We start from the raw sequence: 22,068 nt of genomic DNA, 5'->3' as shown, positions 1-22,068 counted from the left end.
GAAATGCGCCGGTCAGGTGCTCAGGAGCGCCGTCTCGGTGATGAGGTTGGTGCCGTCCACGTGGACGACCCGGGACTTGTGGTCGGCGACCTCGTCCGGGGTGAGCTGGGCGTAGCTGATGATGATGACCTTGTCGCCGGTCTCGACGAGGCGGGCGGCTGCCCCGTTGACGACGACCTCGTTGGCGGAAGGCCGGCCGAGGATCGTGTAGGTCTCGAAGCGGGCGCCGTTGTTGATGTTGACGACGTGGACGAGCTCGTGGATCCCGATGCCGGCCGCGTCGAGCAGTTCGGGGGAGATGGTGATGGAGCCGACGTAGTTGAGATTGCTGTCGGTGACGGTGGCGCGGTGGATCTTCGAGTTCATGAAGGTGCGCAGCATGGTGGAACTCCTGTCGGTGGAAGAAGGGTCGGTGCGAGAGGTGTGCGGTGTGGCCGATCGGGAGAGGGCCGCTCAGGCGGTGGCCGGCTCCGCGGCCGGGGTGTCGGCGGTGGTGGGGGCGGGCGGCACGGTCAGGCCACGGAACGCGCCCACCGGCGGTGTGGCGAGGTCGGAGAGGAGGGGCGGCTTGCCGATGGTGGACTCGGCCGAGAAGGCCGTGGAGATGTGTTCGCTCAGGTCGGGGGTGACCGGCCAGCCCAGGGTGCGCAGCGTCCAGAGGAACTGCAGCGCTCCTGACACGTCGCCCTCGTCGTCGGGCCGGATCCCGTCGCAGCGCAGTGCCAGTACCTCCAGGTGCAGGGCCACGGCCTCCGCCGCCCGTCGCACGCTGAAGGTCTCCAGCCGGTAGGCGTCCTCGAACCGGCCGCGCGACGCCTCGGCCGCGGCGGCCCACCAGGGTGAGGGGGCCGCGTCGATACGCCGGCCGGTCAAGGGCCGGAGCGCGTCGACGATAGCGCGTAGCGGGGCGTCGTAGCGGGCCTCGATCGTCGCGGCGGCGATGGGTTCGCTGAATTCGGCCTGCTGGAGCTCCGGGCTCGTGAGGCCGAGCACGAAGCGGGCACGGTCCCGCCCGACGGTCTCGAGGTAGTCCTTCGCCCACCGCACGTCGCCCTTGCTGGTGGAGAACTTGCGGCCCTCCAGCATGTAGTACTGGTTCGTGACGGTCCGCGTCCTGGGCAGCGAGACCGACATGCCGTGGCGTGCGGCGAGCATCGCGAGGGTCACGTACACGAAGGCGTTGTAGAAGCCGTTGTCGATGCCGATGAACTGCACGAGTTCGTCGCACGGGGCGAACGGGTCCATGCGGGCCTGCTGCAGCCAGTACACGTGCCCGACGTAGATCTCCGGCCAGGCGTTGATGGCCTGCGGCTGTACGTCGGGCCCGTCCCAGTCCACCGTGATGCCCCAGGCGCTGGGGTAGGTGAGCGGGATGTAGGGAAGGCGGCTCGCGAGGGTGTCGGAGACGACCTTCGCCAGGTCGGGGCGGAGCTTGACGTCCGTCGTGCGGTACCAGTTGGTGATCATCGACCGGTAGCGTTCGAGGTCCAGGACCCAGACGGAGACGGCCTTGGTGGGCAGCGCGGAGGCCGTGTCCGCGACGGGGAGCAGGGCTCCGGGCAGGTTGTAGAGGCCGCAGGCCTCGCACACTCCGGCGCGGGCGTGGGCCAGGCAGGTGGGGCAGCGGCCGGTGACGAACGCCTCGGCCTTGTACTCGCCGGTCTCCGCGTCGTACGGCAGCTCGATCTCACGCAGGTCGAAGGCGCCGTGCTCCCACAGGGAGGTGAAGAAGCCGCGTACGAAGGCGGTGTACTCGGCGTCCGGCCGTTCGAAGAGGTCGACATCCACGCCGGCGAGATCGAGGGACCGGGTGACGCTGTCCAGCGCGTGCTGGATGAGGGCCTCGGGGATCACGCCGAGCCGCTCGGCCGTGGTGACGACATAGGTCTGGTTGTCGTCGGTGCTCGTCGCGAAGGCCACGTCGTGCCCCAAAACCTTCTGGGACCGGGCGCAGACGTCGCTGTTCAGCACGGGCCCTGCCAGATGGCCCAGGTGCAGGTCCCCGTTGGGTGTCGGGGGAGAGAAGGTGACGTTGACGCGCCGCTGCGGGGACGGGGCGCCGTCGGAGGGGTCGGTCATCGCGCGTCCTGCTTCTCGTCCGCGGGCTGGAGCCAGTAGATGCTGACGAACGACAGCGGCTCGGAGCCGCTGGTGTTCGTGACCACGTGGTCGGTGCCGTGCGGGATGTAGACGACGTCTCCGGGCGTGATCGTCCGTTCCTCGGCGCCGACCCGCAGGTTCCCCTCGCCGCTGATGAAGATGAACGTCTCGTCGGTGGCGTGGCCGTGCGGCGTGCTGGACTCGGTGGGGCGGATCGAGCACAGGGTGCTGTTCCAGGGCGGCGTGACGACGTCGTTCCAGGGATAGAGCTCGCGGATGTCGCAGCCGTTCTTGCGGATGCGCAGGTCGTCGGCATCGGTCTTGACGTGCATGAGTGATTGCCTTCCTTGTCGGTACGGCGGCACAGCGGTGCGTGCGGGTGCCCGTGGGTGTTCCGGGGCGGATTGCGGGGCGGACTACTTCAGCGCGAAGAGCCGCTGAATGGTCGCGGGTGCGAACGATTCGTCGGGGACGCCGAAGGCCCCCTGGAAGGTGGCGAGGCGGGAGCCGGCCAGAACCGGGTCGGTGGGCCAGGCCTTGGCGTACGTCTTGCGGCGGGCCGCGCCTTCGGGGCCGAACGTCATGTACATCGTGGTCCTGACCGCTCCGGAGATACGCAGACGGCGCATGCGCTCCTCGCGTTCCTCCCGGTACGGGGCCAGTGTCCCGGGCGACCAGACGGTGTCGGAGCGCAGGGCGTCCCGTACCTGGCGGGCGTCCCGCAGCGCGATGGACAGCCCCTGTCCCACGACCGGATCGCTCCACCCGGCCGCGTCACCGATCAGGACGCCACCGGGCACCACGGGAGAGTCGGTCCAGGCGTCGTTCATCGGGTAGAAGGCGCAGGACTCGGAAGGGGTCGCCGCAGCGAACATCCCGCTGCCGGGTATGCAGCGGAACCGGAAGGCCTCCAGGAAGTCGGCCTGGCGGTTCGGACCGGAGAAGCGGCCCCTCTGCGCGACGTCGTGCAGCAGGTACAGCCGCGCCCGCGCACCTTCACGGGGGAAGACGAAGTAGAGGAGGTCCCCCTCGGTGCCGATCGAGGTGACGTTGACGGGCCAGTCGTGAAGGTCCTCGACGAGCATGCCGCCGCCGAGCGAGTTCGGCGGTGTCTGGGTCAGGGAGACACCGAGCTGGCGCCGCACGGTCGAGGTACGGCCGTCCGCGCCCACGATCATCCGGCACGGTACGTCGTACTCGACGTCGTTGTACTCGTAGCGGACGACGGGATTCGCGCCGCCCGTCACGGTGACGTCCCCGATTCCGCGCACGACCGTGGCTCCCGCTTCGGCCGCGGCGGTCGCAAGGGCCTCGCAGGCCTCGGGGTGGCCCACGTCGAGCACTCCGCGGATACCGGGAATCATCTGGTCCAACGGGATGGCGTTGGCCTGTGCGACCTCCGGGTCGACGATCTCGTCGTAGCCGACGAAGCGGTCGACGTAGGTGCCACCGGCCTTCAGGAGGCATTCCTCCAGGCCGAGTTGGAGGAGCTCCACGACACCCCAGCAGTTGATCACCTCGCCGCGGACCTTGTCCCGGTAGACGGTCTGCCGCTCCAGCAGCAGCACCTGGTACCCGTCTCCCGCCAGTGCCGCCGCGAGGGCGGAACCGGCGATACCGCCTCCGACCACCACCACGTCCATACGTTCGGCTGTCGCCATGGAACCCTCCACAGAAGACTTTTCAAGGCGTGACTGCGCGGGCTGCCCCGAAGGCGGGCAGCCGGAAATCCGAGCTGGTGGAACCGGTGGGGCTGTCCCGGGCGAGGCCGTGACGGAGCGTGGCGCGAGGGCTGCGTCGGGCGGCCTGCCCTGCGGTACGGGCACGGGCAAGCGGTGGACCAGCGGTGGGGAGACCCTGGTCCCGTTACGGGAAGGCGGCTGTCAGCTCGGCCCGGAAGAGCCGCGCGGCTGCTTCCCGGCCTCCCCCGCACCGCCGGTGGGAGTGGATCCGCGGCGGGGGCCGCGGGGGCTGCGACGGCGGACCGTGTCCGGTGAAGTCCTGCTCGTAGGATCCGTCGCCACCACGCTCACTCCTCGAAGGTGTGTCGTTTGCGGTGTCCACAATCCGGGGTGCGGTCCGGGGCGGCAATGCCGACTTGCCTAAATCGTCCACCGGTTTCGCACTGCGATACGAACGGCTCGCATCTTTGATCGATCAGGGTCCGGCGGCCGGAGGGCGACAGATGCCGTACTGGATCATGTCCCAGACCTGCTTGAGCTCCTCGGCCGTGCTCGGTTCGCGGTCCCTGGCCGGCGGGTCCTCGTGTTCGGCGCGCGCTCTGCACTCGACCCCGATCGTGAGGTACGTCGACAGCGACACCAGTGACGCGGGACGCACTCCCGCGTTCAACTGGCCCTGCAGGTAAGCGTCTTCGAACAGATCTTGCGCAAAGATCATCCAGGAGGCCGTCCATGACAGGTTCTGCTCCGGGCGCTCCCGGCTCAGCCGGGCCGCGGAGCGCACGGTCGACTCCGCCTCCAGCAACCGGGCGAGTTCGAGCATGAGGTCGATGGCGCGGTGAAGGGCGGGAGCAGGGCGGGCCGGCATGCTGTCCAGCGCCGCCCGGGTGATGATCTGCCCCTGCGACTGAACGGCGTCCGCCAGCTCCGCCTTGGTCGAGAAGTGGAAGGTCAGGGCGCCGATGGTGATTCCGGCGGCACGGCAGACGCGGTTGAGCGAGGTTCCCTCGTAACCGTGCCGGTCGAACTCCTCCGCGGCGGCGTCCAACAGCGCCTGCCGGGTGCGTACGGCACGTTCCTGCTTCACCATGCGTGTCTCCGCCTGTGCTTGTCGGCCATGGGAAAGAGGTCGCCGCCTTCCGTCGCCACCCGATGCGCGGCGACGCGCCGCGGGTGGCGCGCCACCGTGTTCCGCGAGGCGGGCCGAGTCCGGCCGGTGCTGTCCCGTGGTGCACGGCTGCGAAGCCGCCCGTGGGAGGGCCGCACCGGTGGAGTCCGTCGCACGGACCGCGACTATGGGCCGATCCCGGTGTCCGGTTGTCGTGGCGGACAGTGTGCAGCCGCAGGTCAGCCACATCAAGGGAGGTGATTCGGGTTGGCTGGTTCGGTACATGGTGTGGGGTAGAGGCGGCGCCGGGTGGTCGTGCCGTCGGGGTTGGCTGGATCAATGCGATAAAAGAATAGCGAACTCTATTATTCTTTGGTCGCGTTGAGCCGTCAAAGAAGGGAACACCATGACCGGCCCCGTATACGAGTCAGATCACACATCCGTCCTCGCAGCCGGACGACAGGTCACCCAGTTCGCCGATCAGGTCTTCACGCACCTGCCCAGAGCCGATCAACGCCGCTGGGCCGCCGCCTACTTACTCGGCCTGCTCGCCGTGTCGGGCAGGAAATCCGTACGCAGCCTCGCGGCCGCGGTGACCGACTCGCCCACCGCCTCCCAGTCGATGCACCGGTTCGTCAACTCCAGCCCGTGGGAATGGCAGCCCGCCCGCGCCGAGTTGACCCGCTGGACCGAGCGGCGGCTGAGGCCGACGGCCTGGACGGTCGGCACCGCTGTCGTGCCCAAGCGCGGAAATCAGTCATGCGGCGTGCACCGCCGCTTCGACCCCGTGGCGGGACGCTCCGTCAACTGCCAGGTAGCCACAGGGCTGTTCCTGGCGGCCGGGCGTGTGCAGATCCCCGTCGACTGGCGCCTGCACCTGCCCCGCGAGTGGTCCGACGAACGCCTGCGCCGCCGCGCGCGCATCCCGGAGTCGGTCCAGCCGGTCCCCGAGTGGGTGCACGTCCTCGACCTGGCGGACACCCTGGCCTCCGCCCTCCCCACCCCGCTGCCCCTGGTGGCGGACCTGCGGGCGTACGAGCAGCCTGACCGGTTGCTGCACGGACTGCGGCAGCGCGGCCATGACCTCGTCGTGACCGTCCCCGACACGCTGCCGGTGGTGCTTCCGCCGGTGAACCAGGGCGCGCGCGGGATCGATGCCGCCCCCCTGGTGAGCGCCCGCCGCTTCCTCGATGCCCACGGCGAGGTCCTGCGCACCGTCATGGCCTCCCCGCACGGCGGCGCGGCAGGAGCGAAACGCATCGTGACCGCCGTGGCCAGTCTGCCGCGCGGGCCCCGTGCCCAGCGCTTCTGCCGACTGTTCGCCGAATACCGGGCCGACGGCCGGGGAGCGCCCGCGCTCTGGATGACCACCCTGGTGCACCGGCCCGTGGAAGAGCTGATGGAGCTGGCCGGAGCACATGCCTGGACTCCGGGCGCGCTGCGCCGCATGGAAGGAAGCTTCGGCCTCCAGGATTTCGAGGGCAGGTCGTTCCCGGGCTGGCATCGCAACGTGACGCTGGTGTCCGCGGCCTGCGCCTACAGCAGGCTGGCCGAGGCCGAGCCGGTACCGACGGCCCCCGCCGGACCGAAGGCGTCCTGGCTCCACGACGGGCCCCTCGCCCCGTCGCCCGGACTGCCGCAACCGGTACGCGCGGGCGCCCTGTCCGCACCGGGACGGAGGTCGTGAGCGGCATCGCGGAACCCCGCTCCCCGGCCTCGAAGCCTCGGTCGGCGGTCACACGGCGCTCCAGCCCCCGTCGACCGGAACGGCGCCGCCGGTGACGAACGAGGCGCGGTCGCTGCAGAGCCACGCGGCGACCTGCGCGACCTCGTACGGGTCGGCGAGCCGCTTCTGTATCGCCCTCCGGGTCATCCCCGCCTCGACTTCGGGGGCGTTCGCGATGTAGGGCTCCAGCAGATCGGTACGGGTGCTGCCCGCCATGAGCGCGTTCACCCGTACCCCCCTGTCGCCGTACTCGGCGGCTGCCGCCCGGGTGAGCCCGAGGACCGCGTGCTTGGCCGCTATGTAGGGTGCGCTCGCCCCGGTCGCGGAGTGTCCGGCGACGCTCGACATGTTGACGACGGCACCGCCGTCCTTCTGGCCGAGCATGACGGGAATCTGCTCACGCATGCAGTTCCAGACCCCCCGTACGTTCACGTCCATCGCCATGTCGTAGGCGTTGTCGTCCAGTTCGTGAAGAACGGCGCCCACCGAACCCCAGCCGGCGTTGTTGAACGCGGCGTCGAGGCCGCCGAACTCCTCCACGGCCCGCGCGACCGCCCGAGCCACGTCGTCAGGTCTTCGTACGTCCCCGGGGACCGATGTCGCGCGGCCCCCTGCGGCGTTGATCTCCTCGGCCAGGGTCTCCAGCCGGTCCTTGCGGCGCGCCATCAGGACGACGGAGGCGCCCTCGTCGGCGAAGAGCCGGGCGGCGGCCGCCCCGATGCCCCCCGAGGCACCCGTGATCATGACTGTCCTGCCCGGTAACATCCCAGAAACGTTATCCATGGGCAGATTCAACCGTACGGGGGCTCTTGGCGGACTCCCGCGAACAAGCCGGAATCAGCGGCTGCGCGCGTTCACCGCACGGTCATGTGCCGGACGGCCGCAGAGGTTCGGCGACGTGCACGGTGCTCTTCCCGGTCGCGATCAGCGGCAGCAGGAACTGCCACATCTCCCTGACCCTGTCCGGGAGATGACGTCGCCCGGTGGAAAGCTGTTCGTTCATCTGGAGACCGGTCGCCGCGTTGACCACGAGCCGCGCCAGCGCCTCCGGGGCCACCTCGTCCCTCAGGTCGCCGTTCTCGGCGGCCTCGCGCAGGAACGGAAGCAACACGTCCACCCACTGCTGGTACGAATTGAGCTCGTGCGGATCGACGAAGTACTCCTGATCCATCACCAGCCGGGCTCCCGCGAGCAGTACGGGATCCTCCAGGAGCCGGGTGGCCCACAGGACCGAGGTGTCGACCGCCGCCTGGAGGCCGCGTGCGTCGGGAGCCACCGGGACCTGGGTCGGCTGGGCGCGCACGATCTCCCGGGCCAGCTCCTCCTTCGACTGGAAGTGGAAGTAGAGCGCGCCCAGGGTGAGGTCGGCGCGGCGCGCGATACCGCTGACGCTCGCACCCGCGAAACCCGCCTCGGCGAACACCTCGGCGCCGGCCCTGAGGATGGCGGCGCGGGTACGCGCGCTGCGCTCCTGCTTCAACTCGCGTGGTGCCACCAGGTCTCCACTACCCCTCGACAATGAAAATAGTAATCTCTATGTTACTTCATGCGATGACTCGAACGAGTGCGTTGTAGCTGACCGCCCAACGACCGTACGGCTTCCGGGGGGAACCCGAATGACAGTCACGACTGGCTCAATCATGCCCACCGTCAGTATCCAGCCGGTGTCAACACATTTGGCACGCAAGGCACTTACCGACCAGGTGTTCCTCACCGGCTGGGGCAGTCACGGCGACGGTGTGTCCCATACCGTTCTCGCCGCATGGCCCTCGCACCACGCCTTATACACCTCGCACCGCGACGTCTATCACCCGTTACTCCTCGCCGAAACGATCCGTCAGGCGCTGACGATGCTGTCCCACACGGTCCACGGGGTGCCGCTGGACCACCGCCTGGGGTGGGAGACCTTCGACACCTCCGTCGTCACCGCGGCACTGGACGCACGCCAGGGCCCGGGCACCGTCCGCCTCACGATCACTCACACGGAGGTGGAGCGACGCCGCCGTGGCTCCGCGAGACTCACCGCGCAGATCATGGTCACGCGCGACGACGAGCCCCTCGGGATAGCGAGGGTCCGCTACATCGCGCATCCTCCGGCCATCTACGACCGGCTGAGAGGAACACACGCCGACGCCAGGACCGCGACCCTCCACGCCCTGCCTCTCGGCCCGGCTCTCGACCCCGTCGTACGCGGCGAGCAGACCCCGCTCGACTTCGCGGCCCTGACTCCGCTCGCCGAACCCCATCGGTGGCAGCTGAGGGTCGACGTGACGAACCGCGTCTTCTTCGACCACGATCACGACCACGTCCCGGGCTTCCTCCTGCTTGAGGCGGCCGCGCAGGCCGCCCATGCCGAGTCGGGCGCCGCCGAGACGCTGCCGACCAGCTTCGACGCGCACTTCACGCGGTACGTCGAGCTGGACGCCCCGTGCTTCATCGAGTCCGTCCCCGTGCGCAGGAGGGAACTGGGCATCATCAGCACCCTGGTCACCGGTCGGCAGAACGGGCAGGAGGTCTTCTCCGTCCGCGTCACCGCGGCCGAGCGCAGCTGACCCCGCCCGGCGCCGCCGCCGCAGGCCTGGCCTGATCGAGTGCGGTCGCGGACCGGAGGGTCATGAAGCGTCCGTGTGCGGATCATGGCCGGAACAGGACGGAACGGAGCACCGGCATCGGAGGCCGAAGTCCGGCCCTCGGTGCCGGTGCTCCGTTCCCGCCGGTTCCCCTGTGCGCGGTCGGCCGGGAGATCAGGCCGACAGCACCCGCAGCACGAGCGCGGCGGCTGCCAGCAGGGTCAGGATCGCCGGTGCCGCTATGTCGTAGTCCTTCGCGCGTACGTGGGTGACGACGGCTCCGACGAAGTAGAGGATCACGCCGACCGCGGCGGCCGACCCGATCCAGGGCACCGCCAGGCCGACGACGAGCCCCACGGCACCCGCGGCCTTGAGTGCGGCCAGTCCCGGGAACCAGGAATCGGGCACGCCCACCTTGGTCATCGAGGTCGTGACCGTCTCATTGCGTGTGAACGTCAATACGGCCGAGGCGCTGAGGATCAGGGCGAGGAGGATGCCGACTGCTGTGTACGCGACGAACATGATGTACCCCGGTCTTCGATGATGGATGCCTTGATATCGTTGAAGGGTATCAACGATCTGATCCATTCCACAATGGATACTTTGCTATGGTATGGGCATGGCAGATCAGGGCAGGGTCACCCAGCAACCGGCGGGGTCATCCGCGTCCCCGGACACGCGACTCGGCTTCCTGCTCGCCTATCACGGCGGCATCACCGAGACCGTGATCCGCAAAGCCCTCGCCACCACCGGTCTCACGCCTCGGCACACGATGACGCTCCTGCAGCTCGCGGGCGGCCCGGTGACACAGAAGGCGCTCATCGAGAAGCTGGACGTCGACCCGAGCGTCCTCGTCTCCCTGCTGAACGACCTCGAGGGGGACGCTCTCGTGCAGCGCAGGCGCGATCCGGCGGACAGGCGCCGGCACATCGTGGAGATCACGCCCGAGGGGACGTCGCGGCTCCGGAAGTCGGACGTGGCACTCGACACCGTGGAGCGGGAGCTGTTCGCGGATCTGGGCGAGCGTGACCTCGCCACCCTGCGCGGACTTCTGGGCAGGCTGCGGACGTCACCGGAGGACTTCAGCTGCACGGAGGGGTGACACCACACCCTCCGGTGGGGGAGCCACCGGCAGCTCCGGCCCGCCCGGTCCGGACGCGTGTCCAGGTCGCGTCGCCCGGGAGGCCCCAGGGAGCGGCTGTCCGGCCACTTCCGTTCCCGGAGGCAGCTGTACGGCCACGTCCGCCCTTGCCCCGGAGCCGGCCGACTCGACCAGGGGCGACCGGATCGCCTCCACCGCGTGCATGGCAGGGGAGAGCGGGACGCCCAGGAGTGGCCGGGCGCCGATCCGCGCGAAGTGGACGGCGCCGACCGCTCGGAGGGCGCGGCCGAGCTTTCGCGGAAGACGGCAACGTCCGTGCGGCTAGGGGACGTTCACCCAGTCGAGTGTGCGCTCCACCGCCTTCTTCCAACCCGCGTAGCCCTCCGCGCGCCTTTCCTCGGACCACTGGGGGGACCACCGCTTGGACTCGTCCCAGTGGGCGCGCAGTTCGTCGGTGTTCTGCCAGAAGCCCGTGGCGAGTCCCGCCGCGTAGGCGGCGCCGAGCGCGGTCGTCTCCGCGACGACGGGACGGCTGACCGGGACGCCGAGGACGTCCGCCTGGATCTGCATGCAGAGGTCGTTGGCGGTGACACCGCCGTCGACCTTGAGCACGTCGAGGTGGACACCGGAGTCCTGCTCCATCGCCTCGACCACGTCGCGGCTCTGGTAACAGATCGCTTCCAGGGTCGCCCGTGCCAGGTGGGCGTCGTCGTTGTACCTGGCCAGGCCGACGATCGCCCCCCGGGCGTCGGAACGCCAGTACGGCGCGAACAGACCGGAGAAGGCGGGCACGAAGTACATCCCGCCGTTGTCCTCGACCGTACGGGCGAGCTCCTCGCTCTCGGCCGCGGACTTGATGACCTTCATCTGGTCGCGCAGCCACTGCACCGCGGAGCCGGTCACGGCGATGGAGCCCTCCAGCGCGTAGACCACCGGGCTGTCGCCGAACTGGTACGCCACGGTGGTGAGCAGACCGTGCTGGGAACGGACCGGTTCCGTACCGGTGTTGAGCACCAGGAAGTTGCCCGTGCCGTAGGTGTTCTTGGCCTCGCCGGGCGAGAAGCAGACCTGCCCGACCGTGGCCGCCTGCTGGTCGCCGAGGACGCCACCGATGGGGATGGCGGCCCGTAGTGGCCGTGAGGTCCGGGTCGATCCGTAGGCCTCCGGGTGCGACGAGGGGTTGATCTTGGGGAGCATGGCCCGGGGGATGCGGAAGAAGCCCAGGAGTTCCTCGTCCCAGTCGAGGGTCTCCAGGCTCATCAGCATGGTGCGGCTCGCGTTGGTCACGTCGGTGGCGTGGATGCCGCCGTCGGGACCACCGGTGAGGTTCCACAGGACCCAGGAGTCCGTGTTGCCGAAGAGGGCGTGGCCGTCCTCCGCCGCTTCCCGTACGCCGTCGACGTTCTCCAGGATCCACTGGATCTTGCCGGCGGAGAAGTAGGTCGCCGGCGGCAGCCCGGCCTTGCGGCGGATGACGTCGCCCTTGCCCGTGCGTTCGAGGTTCGCCGCGATGGCGTCGGTCCGGGTGTCCTGCCACACGATGGCGTTGTAGTAGGGCCGGCCGTTGCGCGGGTCCCAGACGACCGTGGTCTCGCGCTGGTTGGTGATGCCGATCGCCGCCAGGTCGGTCGCCGACAGACCGCCGTACCGGAGGGCGTTCTGCATCACCGAGTTGGTGCGCTCCCAGATCTCCACCGGGTCGTGCTCCACCCAGCCGGAACGCGGGAGGATCTGCGCGTGCTCCAGCTGGTGCTTGGCGACCTCGTTGCCGCCGTGGTCGAAGATCATGAATCGGGTGCTGGTGGTCCCTTGGTCCACCGCGCCGATGAAGTCCGCCATGATGTGTCACCTCTCCGGCCGGTGTGGTCAGTCGTTGGGGGCGGGGACGCGTCCCGGCGGTTCGGACGCCGCGGAAGGCAGGAACCGGCCGATCATGGCCTTGTACAGACCCGCGCCGAGCAGACCGCCGATCAGCGGGGCCGCGATGGGTACCCAGAAGTAGAGGTTCCCGTACTGGTCCCGCCACGCTCCGCCGTACCCGGTGATGAAGCTCGCCAGCCGGGGGCCGAAGTCCCGGGCCGGGTTGATTGCGTAGCCGGCGTTGGTTCCCCAGGCCATCCCGATCGCCACGACGACCAGGCCGATGACGAAGGGGGCCAGATTGGCGCCGGGCGGCGTGTTCAGCATGTCGGTGATGGCCATGATCAACAAGAGCAGGATTGCGGTGCCGATGACCTGGTCGCGGAAGGCGCCCCATTCGTGGACCGGCAGGGCGGGGTTGCCGTTGGCGGGGAGCGTCGAGAACACCGTCTGGGTCTTGACGGTGTGCCCCGGGTCGGCCCTGGCCAGCGCCTCGCTGTAGTTCCAGCGGATGAGGAGGGCGGCCACGAACGCCCCGGCCGTCTGGGCGAGTGCGTACGGAGCCACCTTGCTCCACGCGAACCCCTTGAACGCGGCGAGCGCGACGGTCACCGCGGGATTGAGATGCGCGCCACTCAGCCGTGCCGCCACGTAGACGCCCAGGGTGACACCCAGCCCCCACGCCCAGGCGATGCTGTCGTGGTCGCCGAGCCCGCCGGGCGGATCCGTCAGCGCTCCGCCCGCGGCCACCTGGGCCACCACACCGCACCCGAAGAGGATGAGGATCATCGTGCCCGCGAACTCGGCCGACAACTCGCCCAGCAATCCGGACCCCGCGCGCCGCCCAGCCATGGAAGCCCGCCCTCCGCCGGCAGGACCGGCTGTCGACTACCCGAGCAATACGAGCAGGCTAGGACGTTTCGCATAAGTGTGCATATCAGGGTGATCTACTTCCGGCGGTGGCTGGACCGCATCGCCGAGCCCTCGAAGACACCCCTGATCGCCGTCCTTGAGCCGCCCCGGACGCGGTGCTCGCCGCCGGCCGCACACGACGGGCGGACGACCGCTCGGTATCGGCGGACCTGCCGCCGTGGCTGCCGGGAACCGTACGGCGGCAGGTCCGCACGCCTACCGAGGCTGTGTCGCGATCTGGATCAGGTTGCCGCAGGTGTCGTCGAACACGGCGGTGGTGACGGGGCCCATCTCCAGGGGTTCCTGGGTGAAGCGGACGCCGAGGTCGCGCAGGCGTTCGTACTCCGCGGCCACGTCGTCGACGGCGAACTGGGCGAGCGGGATGCCGTCGCCGACGAGGGTGTCCCGGTAGGTCTTGACGGCCGGGTGGCCGGCGGGCTCCAGGAGGAGTTCGGTGCCGCCGGGCTCGTCGGGCGAGACGACGGTGAGCCATCGGTCCTTCTCGCCCACCGGCACGTCGTACTTCTTCACGAAGCCGAGGATCTCGGTGTAGAAGTGCAGGGCCTTGGCCTGGTCGTCGACGAAGACGCTGGTCAGGTGAATCCTCATGGGGTGTTCTCCTTCGGTCCGGAAGCGCCGCGCGCGGGCCATCGCTCGGCGATCCGCCGCAGTGGGGCCGTGTTCAGGTCGTGGAACTTGTAACGGCCCTCCCGCCTGGTCTCGACGAGCCCGGCGGCCTCCAGCACGGCCAGGTGCTGGGAGACCCCCTGGCGCGAGATGCCGAGCTGGTGCTTCACGCTCAGTCGCGCGCAGATCTCGAACAGTGTCTGTCCGGACCTCTCGCTGAGCTCGTCGAGGATGGTGCGGCGGGTGGGGTCGGCCAAGGCTTTGAAGAGGTCGTCGGCCACGGCCACAGGATAGGCAACTCTTCACTTGCCTATCAAGTCGGGGTCGGACGGACGGCGGGGGTGCCCGCGGGGTGGGGGTGCCTGTCTCGGCCCGGGTGCTGGTCCAGGTCCAGATCCTGACGGCTCCGGTCGTGCTGTTCGCTCGCTTGGGTCGGTCACGCGTGAGCCCGGTCGTACCGAGCCGGGCTGACGGCCTGCTCGAACGGAAGAACCCGGCCGGTCGGCCTCTCCGTAACTTACTCTCGGGTAATTATTGGGGCCGACAGATCGAAGGTGATCCATGTCCCGGACCGCGGGCTCCCCTCTCCTCCTCGCCGGGCTGATGGCCGGCGCCGGACTGCTGCACCTCACAATTCCCAGGGCGTTCGACCCGATGGTGCCCAGGGTCCTGCCCGGTGCGCCGCGTGTGTGGACGTACGCGAGTGGAGTGGTCGAGTGCGCGCTTGCCGCCGGAATCGTCCATCCCCGGACCCGGCGTGTGGCGGCCCGCGCGACCGCCGGTTTCCTCATCGGCGTGTTTCCCGCGAACGTTCAGATGGCCGTCGACCGGCGTCGAGGCCCGGCAGTTCCGCGGGCCGTGGTCCTCGGCCGGCTGCCCTTGCAGATTCCCCTGGTCCTGTGGGCCCGCAAGGTCGCCCGCGCGGAGGGTGCCGCGCGTGGCTGACGCGCCTCGGGCGCTCGCCGGTCACCCGGAGCGGGTCGACGTCATGCCGGGGGTGCGTGTGAGGCGGCGCGGGGCGGCGCACGGCTGCACGGCGGCGGTGCGGTCACGGTGTCGGGTGGCTCGGCCCGGCTTGGCGCCACCCTGGCGTCATTTCGGGGATGTCTGTGCGCCTGGCGGTGCTTGGTGCCACCTCTCATCTGTAGGCGTCACCGTGTTCGTGCAGGTCGCGAAGGTATCTCTGTGTGGCGGCCCGAAGTTCTCACCTGGCGGCTTGCATTGTGAGCCAATATGATGCCACCATGGCGTCATGGACCTCACGCCGTATATCGACACCCTCCGCCGCGAACTCGCGGTGGCCGCCGAAGCCGGCGGTGACGAAGCCCGCGAGCTGGCAGCGAGGCTGACCGCTCCGCTGGAGTCGGCGACCCGGCTGGCCATGCTCAACGTGCTTTCCGCCGCCGCGGACGAGATCACCCGCGAACTCGCCCCCGGCTCGGTCGACGTACGGCTGCGCGGGCTCGACCCCGACTTCGTGGTGACACCGCCGCCCACGGACGGTGGCGTCCCGGCGGCGCCGGTCGCGCCCGCCGAGCCGCTCAGGGCACCGGCCCCTGCCGACGGCGACGAGGGCGGCACCGCCCGCGTCAACCTTCGCCTGCCGGCCCACCTCAAGGTCCGCGCCGAGGAGGCCGCGGCCCGCGAGGGCCTGTCGGTCAACGCGTGGCTGGTGCGCGCGGTGGCGGGCGTGGTCGACGGCGGTACCCGACCGCGTACGACGGAGAAGGCGCAGACCGTCGGACAGAGCTTCACGGGCTGGGTGCGCTGACCGCGTACCACCCGCCCGCACCACTTCGCCCACACCACGTCCCACCAGCGGGGACGATCCGAAGACCCAAGAGGACGGGACAGCCATGCCTTCTTTCGACACCCCCGAACCGATCGCGGCCACGGCGCACGTGGAGGCCGGTTCCATCCAGTTCACGGCTGGCGACCGCCCCGACACCGTCGTCGAGGTGCGGCCCCGCGACCCGAAGAAGGACCAGGACGTACGGGCGGCCGACCAGACCGACGTCACGTACACGAGTGGCGCACTGACCGTCAGGACACCCAAGGCCGGTCTGCTCGGCCTCGGCCGTACCGGCACGGTCGACGTGACCGTCGAACTGCCCACGGGCTCGCGCGTCGACGTGACCGGCGCCTGGGCCCAGGTGCTCGGCGAGGGGCGGCTCGGCGAGGTCCGTGTGAAGACCTCGTCCGGCGACGTACGCTTCGACACGACCGGCCCGCTGAAGCTGACCGCCTCGCACGGCTCGATCACCGTGGACCGGGTCGAGGGCACGGCCGAGATCACCACCAGCTCCGGCAGTCTGCGCGTCGGCCTCGTCGACGGACCCGCGGTCCTGAAGAACTCGCACGGCACCACGACCATCGGCGCCGCGACCGGCGAACTGCGGGTGAGCGGGGCCAACGGTGACGTCGAGATCCGGCGCGCCGAGGACTCGGTCACCGCCACCACCGCCCACGGCGCCCTGCGTGTGTACGAAGTGGCCCGCGGCACCGTCCAACTGGAGACCAACTACGGCGCGATCGAGCTCGGCGTGCGTGAGGGCACGGCCGCCTGGCTCGACGTCAGCTCCGGATCGGGCCAGGTGCGTAACACGCTCACCGCGTCCGAGGGCCCGGAGAAGTCCGAGGACACCGTCAGGATCCGCGCTCGCACCCGGCACGGCAACATCGACATCCGCCGCGCCAAGGTCTGAGCGTCTTTCGGGCGGAGCGGCCCCGGCGCCGGCAGGTCGGGCCGGGAGGCCGGAGGTGTCCGGGCGTCGACCTGTCCACGTGAGTGGTCGAGGGCCGGGCCAGGCGGAATGGTCAGCCCCCGCCGCCTCGGGGCGGGGCGCCGAGGGGCAGTTCGCCGACGCGGGCCGGTGCGTGTCCGCCCGTGTCCGCACACCACCACACCACCGTGTCCCCGGCCTCGACGACGTGCATGCCCAAGCCGTGATCGGCGCACTTCGGCCACACGTGCCAGGTCCGCCGCAGCAGGTCCTCGTGGACGGCGCGCGCCACCGCCGCGACGGCACCGACCAAGTCGTCACCCGTGCACGGGTGCAGACTGCCGTCGCCGTCGAGCCGCCGCCCGTCAGCCAGTACCACCCCGGCCGCCACGGGGAAGACGTCCGCCCTGACCACCAGCCGTGGTTCGCCGACGATGCCCGCCGCGGGGAGGTCCCTGGCCACGATCCGCAACGCGAGGCGCAGCACGTCCAGTCGCTCGGGCGCCAGGTCGAAGCCGGGATCGAAACACGTCTCCGCCAGTATCCGCCCGGCCAGGTCGGCCGTCTCCTGTGCGGTCACGTGAGCGGGGTGCCGCTCCAGCACCTCTCGTACGGCGTCGAACTCGCGGCCCTGATCCACCAGTTCACACGACAGCTCGATCACGTCCCGCGCGGCGAGCCGTCCTTCGCGCAGGCCGACGTAGACGCGAGCGCTCAACCGGTCGACCAAGGACTCCGAATCCATCAGCTCGGTAGGCCTGGCCCGTCCGCCGGCCCCGCTCATCGGTCAAGGTCTGCGCGGACGAGCCGCAGCGCGGCCACCGGGTCCGCGGCACGGGTGACCGTCCGGCCCACGACGACATGTGAGGCACCGGCGGTGATGGCGGCACGCGGAGTTCCGGAGCGGGCGTGCCCGGCCGGGGACTCACCGGGAAGCGTGACTCCCGGTGTGACGATCAGGCTGTCGGGTCCCGGTACGCCACGCAGCCGCGCGGCTTCCTGCGGCGATGCGATCACCCCGTGGCATCCGGCGCCTTCCGCCAGCCGGGCCAGCCGCAGCACCTGCGCCTGGGGCGAGACCTCGACGCCGATGTCGGCGAGGTCGGAGCCGGTCATGCTGGTGACGACGGTCAGGGCCAGCACACGAAGGCGCGGGAAGTCGCGGGCCGTAGCCACGGCGGCAGCCATGATGCCGGTGCCACCCGTACTGTGCACCGTCACCATGGAGACGCCCAGGGCGCCGGCGGCACGGACCGCGCCGGCCACGGAGTTCGGGATCTCGAAGAGCTTCAGGTCGAGGAACACGTCCTTGCCCATGGCCACGAGCCGCTCGATCAGGTCAGGCCCTGCCGCGGTGAGCAGCTCCAGCCCGACTTTGTAGACACGGCACTCTTCACCGATCCGGTCGACGATCTCCTCGGCGGCCCGGCGGTTGTCGAAATCCAGAGCGACGATGATCCGACTGTTTGGTTCCACGGCGTCATTGTCGCCCCAGCGACAGCGGTCCTGTGGCCTGGCGCTGTAGTCGGCCGGTGTGACTGAGGAGGCCGCAGGGTGATGACGGGGGCAGTGGCCGGTGGCGGCTTCCGCGAAAGTGAGGCAAGAGCGCCCGGACCATCGCGCTCCCCTCGGCACGCCCGCTCACCCGCCAGCCGGCCGGTCGCTTCCCCGGGCTGCCCCCACACCGCTCATCTCGTGTACCCCTTCAGGTTTTTTCAGCAGCCCGAAGCTGCTCGCCGGCTGATCCGCCACGACCGCACAGGACCGGGATGCGGAAGGCACGGGCAAGCCGTCGATCGACCGGCCCCGGCAGCCCTGACGGGCGGCACCGGCCCACCGAAGGCGCTGACTACCGAGGCGGAGCGGGTGTGCGACCTGGGCCGCCCGGTCACAGGTGCATGTGACCGGGCGGCCCAGCCGCGCTCGGGAGCGAGACCCCTGCCGAACCGGCGGGTGTCTCCCTGCTGATGAGCCGACCGGATTCACCGAGCGCACCTGCCGCTCCCCGGCCGGCCAGATGCCCTGTGTCCGCTGCATGCACGTTCGGTTAGGCTGACCTTGCCTGGCTGGGGGCCCGGGCGCGCGGGTTTCCGGTGCCGCAGGTGGGCACCCAGCGGACAGAGCAGGCAGGGGCAGGCACAGGTGAGAAACGGTGACCGGGCTCGTGCGCGTCGTGCGCCCGGCGGGGCGGGACCGCCCATGCGGGTATCGGGGGACGCGGGTTTCGGCCCGGTGCCCGGGACGAGGCGTCGTGGATGAGATCGCGCTCACAGCCGGAGCCCTGTACGTCATCGTCCTGCTGCGCGCCGGAGGGACGTTCGCCGTCGGTCGGCTCGCCGGTGCCGGGGCCCGGCGCAGCAGGCTCGCCGGGAGGATCTCGTCGGCGAAGTTCCAACGCGCCGAGCGGGCGATCCAGCGGTGGGGCGCGCCGGTGGTGGCCGTCTCCTTCCTGACCGTCGGTTTCCAGACCGCCGCCAACTTTCTCGCCGGCAGCATGCGCATGCCGTTGCCGCGCTACCTCCCCGCCCTGTTCGTGGGCGGAGCGGCCTGGGCGCTGATGTACGCGACTGCGGGGCTCGGCGTGCTCGCGGTGCTGGGCAGGCTCTTCGCCGAGCGGACGACCTTCGGGGTGTCCGCCGTGGCCGTCATCCTCTTCGCGGTGTGCGGGGTGGTGGTGTACCGCAGAAGAAGGGCGGCCCCGTCCTCCGCCGGCACCGCGGCCGACGCTTCGTGAACCCCGTCCCGCGAGGACGGATTTCGCGCCGGGCGAGGTGTACGCGCGACCTCGGCTCCCCTCGGACGGATCCGTAGGGCGATGGCAGGCCCGAGCATCGGTCGCGGCGAAGAAGTCCGAGGGCCGCGACCTCGTGGGACTGCTCGACGTCATCGAGGCGGAGATGAAGGACGCCCCGGACCGCCTGCAGTGGGCGATGAGCCACTGCCTGGCCCGGACCGGGATCGAGCACGCCGAGTACCGCGCCCGTGCGATCGGTTTCGGTGCACGCCGTGAGGTGCTCAAGGACTGTCCGACCTCCCCGGGCTGCACCTCTCCGTTCGCGCCCACCTGGATCACCCAGATGGTGCGCCGACGGCACCACACGTAGGACAGCCCACGCCCACGTCCGACCCCTCCTGCTCCTGCTCCGGTTACGCGCTGGGAAGCCGGTCGGCCGGTGTGCCGGCGGGCCCCGTGTCCGTCGTCTTCCGCAGGCCTGTCGCGGCGGCGTGGGCCGTGCGGCGGCGCTGTGCGTCCTCGTCGGTCCTGGCGTCGTACGTCAGGAGCTTGGGCAGCACCGTGGCGAACAGGCCCACCGCGGCCACGCACGCGAGGCCGCCGGTCCAGACCGCCGGGCGGGCTCCGGTCCAGCCCGCCATCGCGCCGGCGCGCACCTGGCCGAGTTGCGGGCCCACGCTGTAGGAGAGGACCTCGATGCCGGCCAGCCGGCCGCGCAGCTCGTCGGGGATGGTCTGGTTCCAGATCGTCGAGCGGCCCAGACCGCTCAGCATGTCCCCCGCGCCGGCGAGACCCAGGCACACCAGCACCAGCCAGACGTTCGGGATCCAGCCGGCCGCCGCGATGGCCAGGCCCCAGCCCGCGGCGCCGAACACCACCAGCAGTCCGTGCCGCTGCATCCGGGACACCCAGCCGCTGGTCACGCTCACCAGCACCGAGCCGACCGAGCCGGCCGCGTACATCAGCCCCAACGACCAGTCGGCGTCCAGCTCGTCGGCGAGGAAGGGGAAGATCGTGTTCGGGAAGGCGAAGAACATCGCCGCCATGTCCACCGCGTAGGTGCCCAGCAGGACCGGGCGCGACCAGGCGTAGCGCGCGCCCTCCGCTATGCCGCGCAGCGACGGCTTGTCGGCGTTCTCGGCGGGGGGCACGGGCGCGAGCCGGAGGCACATCGCCACCGACACGGCGAAGCAGACCACCGTCGTCGCGTACGCGGGGACATTGCCGGCGTACGCCACGACCATTCCCGCCAGCGCGGGTCCGGCGATCGCGCCGGCCTGCCAGCGGAAGGCGTTCAGCGCCGCCGCCGCCGCGAGCTGGTCGTGCGGGACGATCCTGGCCAGCAGCGAGTCCAACGCCGGCCGTTGGAGCCCCGCCAGCGCGGCCACACCGGCGGCCACCACGTAGAGCGGCCACAGCATGGGTTCCGGCAGCATCGCGTTCACCAGCAGGACGCCCGCCAGCAGTCCGAGCCCGGCCTCGGTGAGCAGGATGACCTTGCGCCGGTCCACCGCGTCCGCGAGCGCCCCGCCGTACAGCCCGAAGACCACCAGCGGCACCAGCTCGACAGCGCCCATCGCGCCCACCGCGAGGGGCGAACCGGTCAGGTCCTTGATCTGGAGCGGCAGGGCGACAAGGGCCATGAAACTGCCGAAAGTCGTGATCAGCCCCTGTCCCCACAGGAGCCGGAAGTCACGGGAGGAGCGCCAGGGTGAGAGGTCGGGCAGCACCGCGGAGAGCTTCGAGTTCATGGCCTGTGACTCTCTGCCGGTGCGCATGCCGATGGCAAGCCGATTACGGACCGCGGCGACGGGGCGGCGGTCGGCGGCCACTGGGGGTGTCTACGCACGTCGAACTCCAGGTTCGCGGGTGTCGGAGGTGACGGTCCACGCCCGGGCACCCGGGAATCCACCGTGGAGTGTGTACACGACCTGCTGACGCTTAGGTATGCCTTACTTCTACGCGATGCAGTGTAGGAGAGCGCTCACCGGTGTCGCAATCGATGATTTGGGACACCTCGTGTAGCGAACGGGGCATCTGCGCACGGGGGCGGACCTTCACCTGCTCCGCTGGTGTGGGCGAGGGCGGCGAGGCCGACCAGGACCGCGAAGACCGGGCCGGCCTCGGCGCGCCTTCGTGCGGCCCCGCGGAGGCGGAGGTGCGGCCCCACGGAGGCGGCGGTCACCGTTCTTGTCCGGCGCAGGTTACGGGTAGGGCGGGGCGCGTAACCGGCGCATGGGAGCGCGTTGAAACCTCGGTGTGACATTGAGTCAGCGGGCGTGCTCCGGCGGCTATCCGGAATTGCACGGGTCGTATTCAACGATATGTGCACAATAGGGACATGGCGTGGCTGGATACTTTTGCGGAAGGTCGCTGGGCATATGTCCCGGGCGCATCTGTTCCTTTCTTGTTCGATTGAGTGTTCTCAGGGAATGGGCTGAAATTGCATCTTCGGCCGCTGAAGGTCCTCTAGTGTGATTGGTGTGAACGGGGAAGTCGGGGGAACCCGGCTCAAGTGACGGCGTAGCGCCGGTATCCGGAGGCGTAACGTATCTCCGATCCGTGTGGCCGATATTGCACCGCGAGGGGGCCCGGCGGTGTGGCTGCGGGGATGACGGGTGCGGCACGCCTGGAAACACATGATGAACATGCCGTGGGAAGAGTGAGAACACATGGGGGACGGTCGTGACCAATCCTTTCGATGATGAGTCGGGACGGTTCGTGGTGCTGGTGAACGGCGAGAATCAGTATTCGCTGTGGCCCGCGCACATTGATATCCCGGGCGGCTGGCGCGTGGACGGCCCGGAGGGGTCGCGTCAGCAATGCCTGGACGCGGTCGAGGCGGCCTGGACCGATATGAGGCCCGCCGGCCTGGTGCGGGCGATGGAGGCCGAGGCCGGATAGCCCGGCGACGGGTCGTCGAA

The 22,068-nt window shown here is 70.1% G+C and carries 23 protein-coding genes and 1 pseudogene; 9 read left to right on the top strand and 15 right to left on the bottom strand.

Annotation, left to right across the window (positions count from 1 at the left end; all coding sequences use genetic code 11):
* Positions 1–12 precede the first annotated feature (12 nt).
* From panD to ACFWVP_RS04930, 5 genes are all read right to left on the bottom strand, one after another.
* Positions 13–381: an aspartate 1-decarboxylase gene (panD, locus tag ACFWVP_RS04950; protein ID WP_384493632.1), complete on the bottom strand. Its 369-nt coding sequence runs from the start codon at positions 379–381 to the stop codon at positions 13–15.
* Between the two features lie 72 nt (positions 382–453).
* Positions 454–2,079, bottom strand: coding sequence for a class I tRNA ligase family protein (locus tag ACFWVP_RS04945; RefSeq protein WP_384493630.1), 1,626 nt, complete (start codon positions 2,077–2,079; stop codon positions 454–456).
* On the bottom strand, positions 2,076–2,432 hold the full coding sequence (locus ACFWVP_RS04940; protein ID WP_384493628.1) for a cupin domain-containing protein: 357 nt from the start codon (positions 2,430–2,432) through the stop codon (positions 2,076–2,078). Before ACFWVP_RS04940 ends, ACFWVP_RS04945 begins: the two co-directional genes overlap by 4 nt.
* A gap of 84 nt (positions 2,433–2,516) precedes the next feature.
* The gene (locus tag ACFWVP_RS04935; RefSeq protein WP_384493627.1) at positions 2,517–3,761 is read right to left on the bottom strand and encodes an NAD(P)/FAD-dependent oxidoreductase; all 1,245 of its coding nucleotides are present in this window, start codon (positions 3,759–3,761) and stop codon (positions 2,517–2,519) included.
* A 496-nt stretch (positions 3,762–4,257) separates the two neighbouring features.
* Positions 4,258–4,872 (bottom strand): TetR family transcriptional regulator, encoded by a 615-nt coding sequence (locus ACFWVP_RS04930; protein ID WP_384493625.1) that lies wholly within the window; start codon positions 4,870–4,872, stop codon positions 4,258–4,260.
* 424 nt (positions 4,873–5,296) lie between these two features.
* Here ACFWVP_RS04930 and ACFWVP_RS04925 point away from each other — a divergent pair, with 424 nt between their 5' ends.
* Complete coding sequence (locus ACFWVP_RS04925; protein ID WP_384493623.1) at positions 5,297–6,577, top strand: IS701 family transposase; 1,281 nt, start codon at positions 5,297–5,299, stop codon at positions 6,575–6,577.
* A 48-nt stretch (positions 6,578–6,625) separates the two neighbouring features.
* Here the strand turns inward: ACFWVP_RS04925 and ACFWVP_RS04920 are convergent, their stop codons facing one another.
* Both ACFWVP_RS04920 and ACFWVP_RS04915 read right to left on the bottom strand, forming a co-directional pair.
* Positions 6,626–7,399 carry an SDR family NAD(P)-dependent oxidoreductase gene (locus ACFWVP_RS04920; RefSeq protein WP_384493621.1) on the bottom strand — a complete coding sequence of 258 codons (774 nt, stop codon included), beginning with the start codon at positions 7,397–7,399 and terminating at the stop codon, positions 6,626–6,628.
* A gap of 82 nt (positions 7,400–7,481) precedes the next feature.
* Positions 7,482–8,111: a ScbR family autoregulator-binding transcription factor gene (locus ACFWVP_RS04915; protein ID WP_384493619.1), complete on the bottom strand. Its 630-nt coding sequence runs from the start codon at positions 8,109–8,111 to the stop codon at positions 7,482–7,484.
* 169 nt (positions 8,112–8,280) lie between these two features.
* Between ACFWVP_RS04915 and ACFWVP_RS04910 the strand changes: the two genes are divergently transcribed.
* A complete protein-coding gene (locus tag ACFWVP_RS04910) occupies positions 8,281–9,168 on the top strand; it encodes a ScbA/BarX family gamma-butyrolactone biosynthesis protein (protein ID WP_384493618.1) in 888 nt (295 codons plus the stop codon).
* A 192-nt stretch (positions 9,169–9,360) separates the two neighbouring features.
* Here ACFWVP_RS04910 and ACFWVP_RS04905 read toward each other — a convergent pair whose 3' ends face one another.
* Positions 9,361–9,708, bottom strand: a complete 348-nt coding sequence (locus tag ACFWVP_RS04905; protein WP_384493617.1) for a DoxX family protein — start codon at positions 9,706–9,708, stop codon at positions 9,361–9,363.
* Positions 9,709–9,805: 97 nt separating this feature from the next.
* Here ACFWVP_RS04905 and ACFWVP_RS04900 point away from each other — a divergent pair, with 97 nt between their 5' ends.
* Positions 9,806–10,288 (top strand): MarR family winged helix-turn-helix transcriptional regulator, encoded by a 483-nt coding sequence (locus tag ACFWVP_RS04900; RefSeq protein ID WP_384493616.1) that lies wholly within the window; start codon positions 9,806–9,808, stop codon positions 10,286–10,288.
* Between the two features lie 321 nt (positions 10,289–10,609).
* Here ACFWVP_RS04900 and glpK read toward each other — a convergent pair whose 3' ends face one another.
* The 4 genes from glpK to ACFWVP_RS04880 form a co-directional block, all read right to left on the bottom strand.
* On the bottom strand, positions 10,610–12,127 hold the full coding sequence (gene glpK, locus ACFWVP_RS04895) for a glycerol kinase GlpK (RefSeq protein WP_384493614.1): 1,518 nt from the start codon (positions 12,125–12,127) through the stop codon (positions 10,610–10,612).
* Between the two features lie 27 nt (positions 12,128–12,154).
* Positions 12,155–13,000, bottom strand: a complete 846-nt coding sequence (locus ACFWVP_RS04890) for an MIP/aquaporin family protein (RefSeq protein WP_384493612.1) — start codon at positions 12,998–13,000, stop codon at positions 12,155–12,157.
* 276 nt (positions 13,001–13,276) lie between these two features.
* Positions 13,277–13,669: a VOC family protein gene (locus ACFWVP_RS04885; protein ID WP_384493611.1), complete on the bottom strand. Its 393-nt coding sequence runs from the start codon at positions 13,667–13,669 to the stop codon at positions 13,277–13,279.
* Entirely contained in the window at positions 13,666–13,968 is a 303-nt protein-coding gene (locus ACFWVP_RS04880; RefSeq protein WP_384493609.1) for an ArsR/SmtB family transcription factor, read from the bottom strand. Before ACFWVP_RS04880 ends, ACFWVP_RS04885 begins: the two co-directional genes overlap by 4 nt.
* A gap of 280 nt (positions 13,969–14,248) precedes the next feature.
* Here ACFWVP_RS04880 and ACFWVP_RS04875 point away from each other — a divergent pair, with 280 nt between their 5' ends.
* From ACFWVP_RS04875 to ACFWVP_RS04865, 3 genes are all read left to right on the top strand, one after another.
* Positions 14,249–14,632 carry a hypothetical protein gene (locus ACFWVP_RS04875; protein ID WP_384493607.1) on the top strand — a complete coding sequence of 128 codons (384 nt, stop codon included), beginning with the start codon at positions 14,249–14,251 and terminating at the stop codon, positions 14,630–14,632.
* Between the two features lie 307 nt (positions 14,633–14,939).
* A complete protein-coding gene (locus ACFWVP_RS04870; protein ID WP_384493605.1) occupies positions 14,940–15,458 on the top strand; it encodes a hypothetical protein in 519 nt (172 codons plus the stop codon).
* Positions 15,459–15,543: 85 nt separating this feature from the next.
* The gene (locus ACFWVP_RS04865) at positions 15,544–16,392 is read left to right on the top strand and encodes a DUF4097 domain-containing protein (protein ID WP_384493604.1); all 849 of its coding nucleotides are present in this window, start codon (positions 15,544–15,546) and stop codon (positions 16,390–16,392) included.
* Between the two features lie 112 nt (positions 16,393–16,504).
* On the opposite strand, the gene ACFWVP_RS04860 is transcribed toward ACFWVP_RS04865, so the two are convergent.
* Positions 16,505–17,128: a hypothetical protein gene (locus ACFWVP_RS04860; protein ID WP_384493602.1), complete on the bottom strand. Its 624-nt coding sequence runs from the start codon at positions 17,126–17,128 to the stop codon at positions 16,505–16,507.
* A 62-nt stretch (positions 17,129–17,190) separates the two neighbouring features.
* Positions 17,191–17,886, bottom strand: coding sequence for an orotidine-5'-phosphate decarboxylase (gene pyrF / locus ACFWVP_RS04855; protein WP_384493601.1), 696 nt, complete (start codon positions 17,884–17,886; stop codon positions 17,191–17,193).
* 775 nt (positions 17,887–18,661) lie between these two features.
* Between pyrF and ACFWVP_RS04850 the strand changes: the two genes are divergently transcribed.
* Together ACFWVP_RS04850 and ACFWVP_RS04845 are read left to right on the top strand one after the other, a co-directional pair.
* Positions 18,662–19,144: a DedA family protein gene (locus tag ACFWVP_RS04850; protein ID WP_384493600.1), complete on the top strand. Its 483-nt coding sequence runs from the start codon at positions 18,662–18,664 to the stop codon at positions 19,142–19,144.
* A 106-nt stretch (positions 19,145–19,250) separates the two neighbouring features.
* Positions 19,251–19,514 (top strand): annotated as a pseudogene (locus ACFWVP_RS04845) (DNA alkylation repair protein); the annotation flags it as partial.
* 43 nt (positions 19,515–19,557) lie between these two features.
* On the opposite strand, the gene ACFWVP_RS04840 reads toward ACFWVP_RS04845, so the two are convergent.
* Positions 19,558–20,895, bottom strand: coding sequence for an MFS transporter (locus ACFWVP_RS04840; RefSeq protein ID WP_384493599.1), 1,338 nt, complete (start codon positions 20,893–20,895; stop codon positions 19,558–19,560).
* Positions 20,896–21,829: 934 nt separating this feature from the next.
* Here ACFWVP_RS04840 and ACFWVP_RS04835 point away from each other — a divergent pair.
* A complete protein-coding gene (locus ACFWVP_RS04835) occupies positions 21,830–22,048 on the top strand; it encodes an MbtH family protein (RefSeq protein WP_384493597.1) in 219 nt (72 codons plus the stop codon).
* The last annotated feature ends 20 nt before the right edge of the window (positions 22,049–22,068 follow it).

This window comes from Streptomyces sp. NPDC058637 (assembly GCF_042717325.1).
Lineage (GTDB): Bacteria > Actinomycetota > Actinomycetes > Streptomycetales > Streptomycetaceae > Streptomyces.
This window is presented reverse-complemented; position numbering and strand designations above follow the sequence as displayed.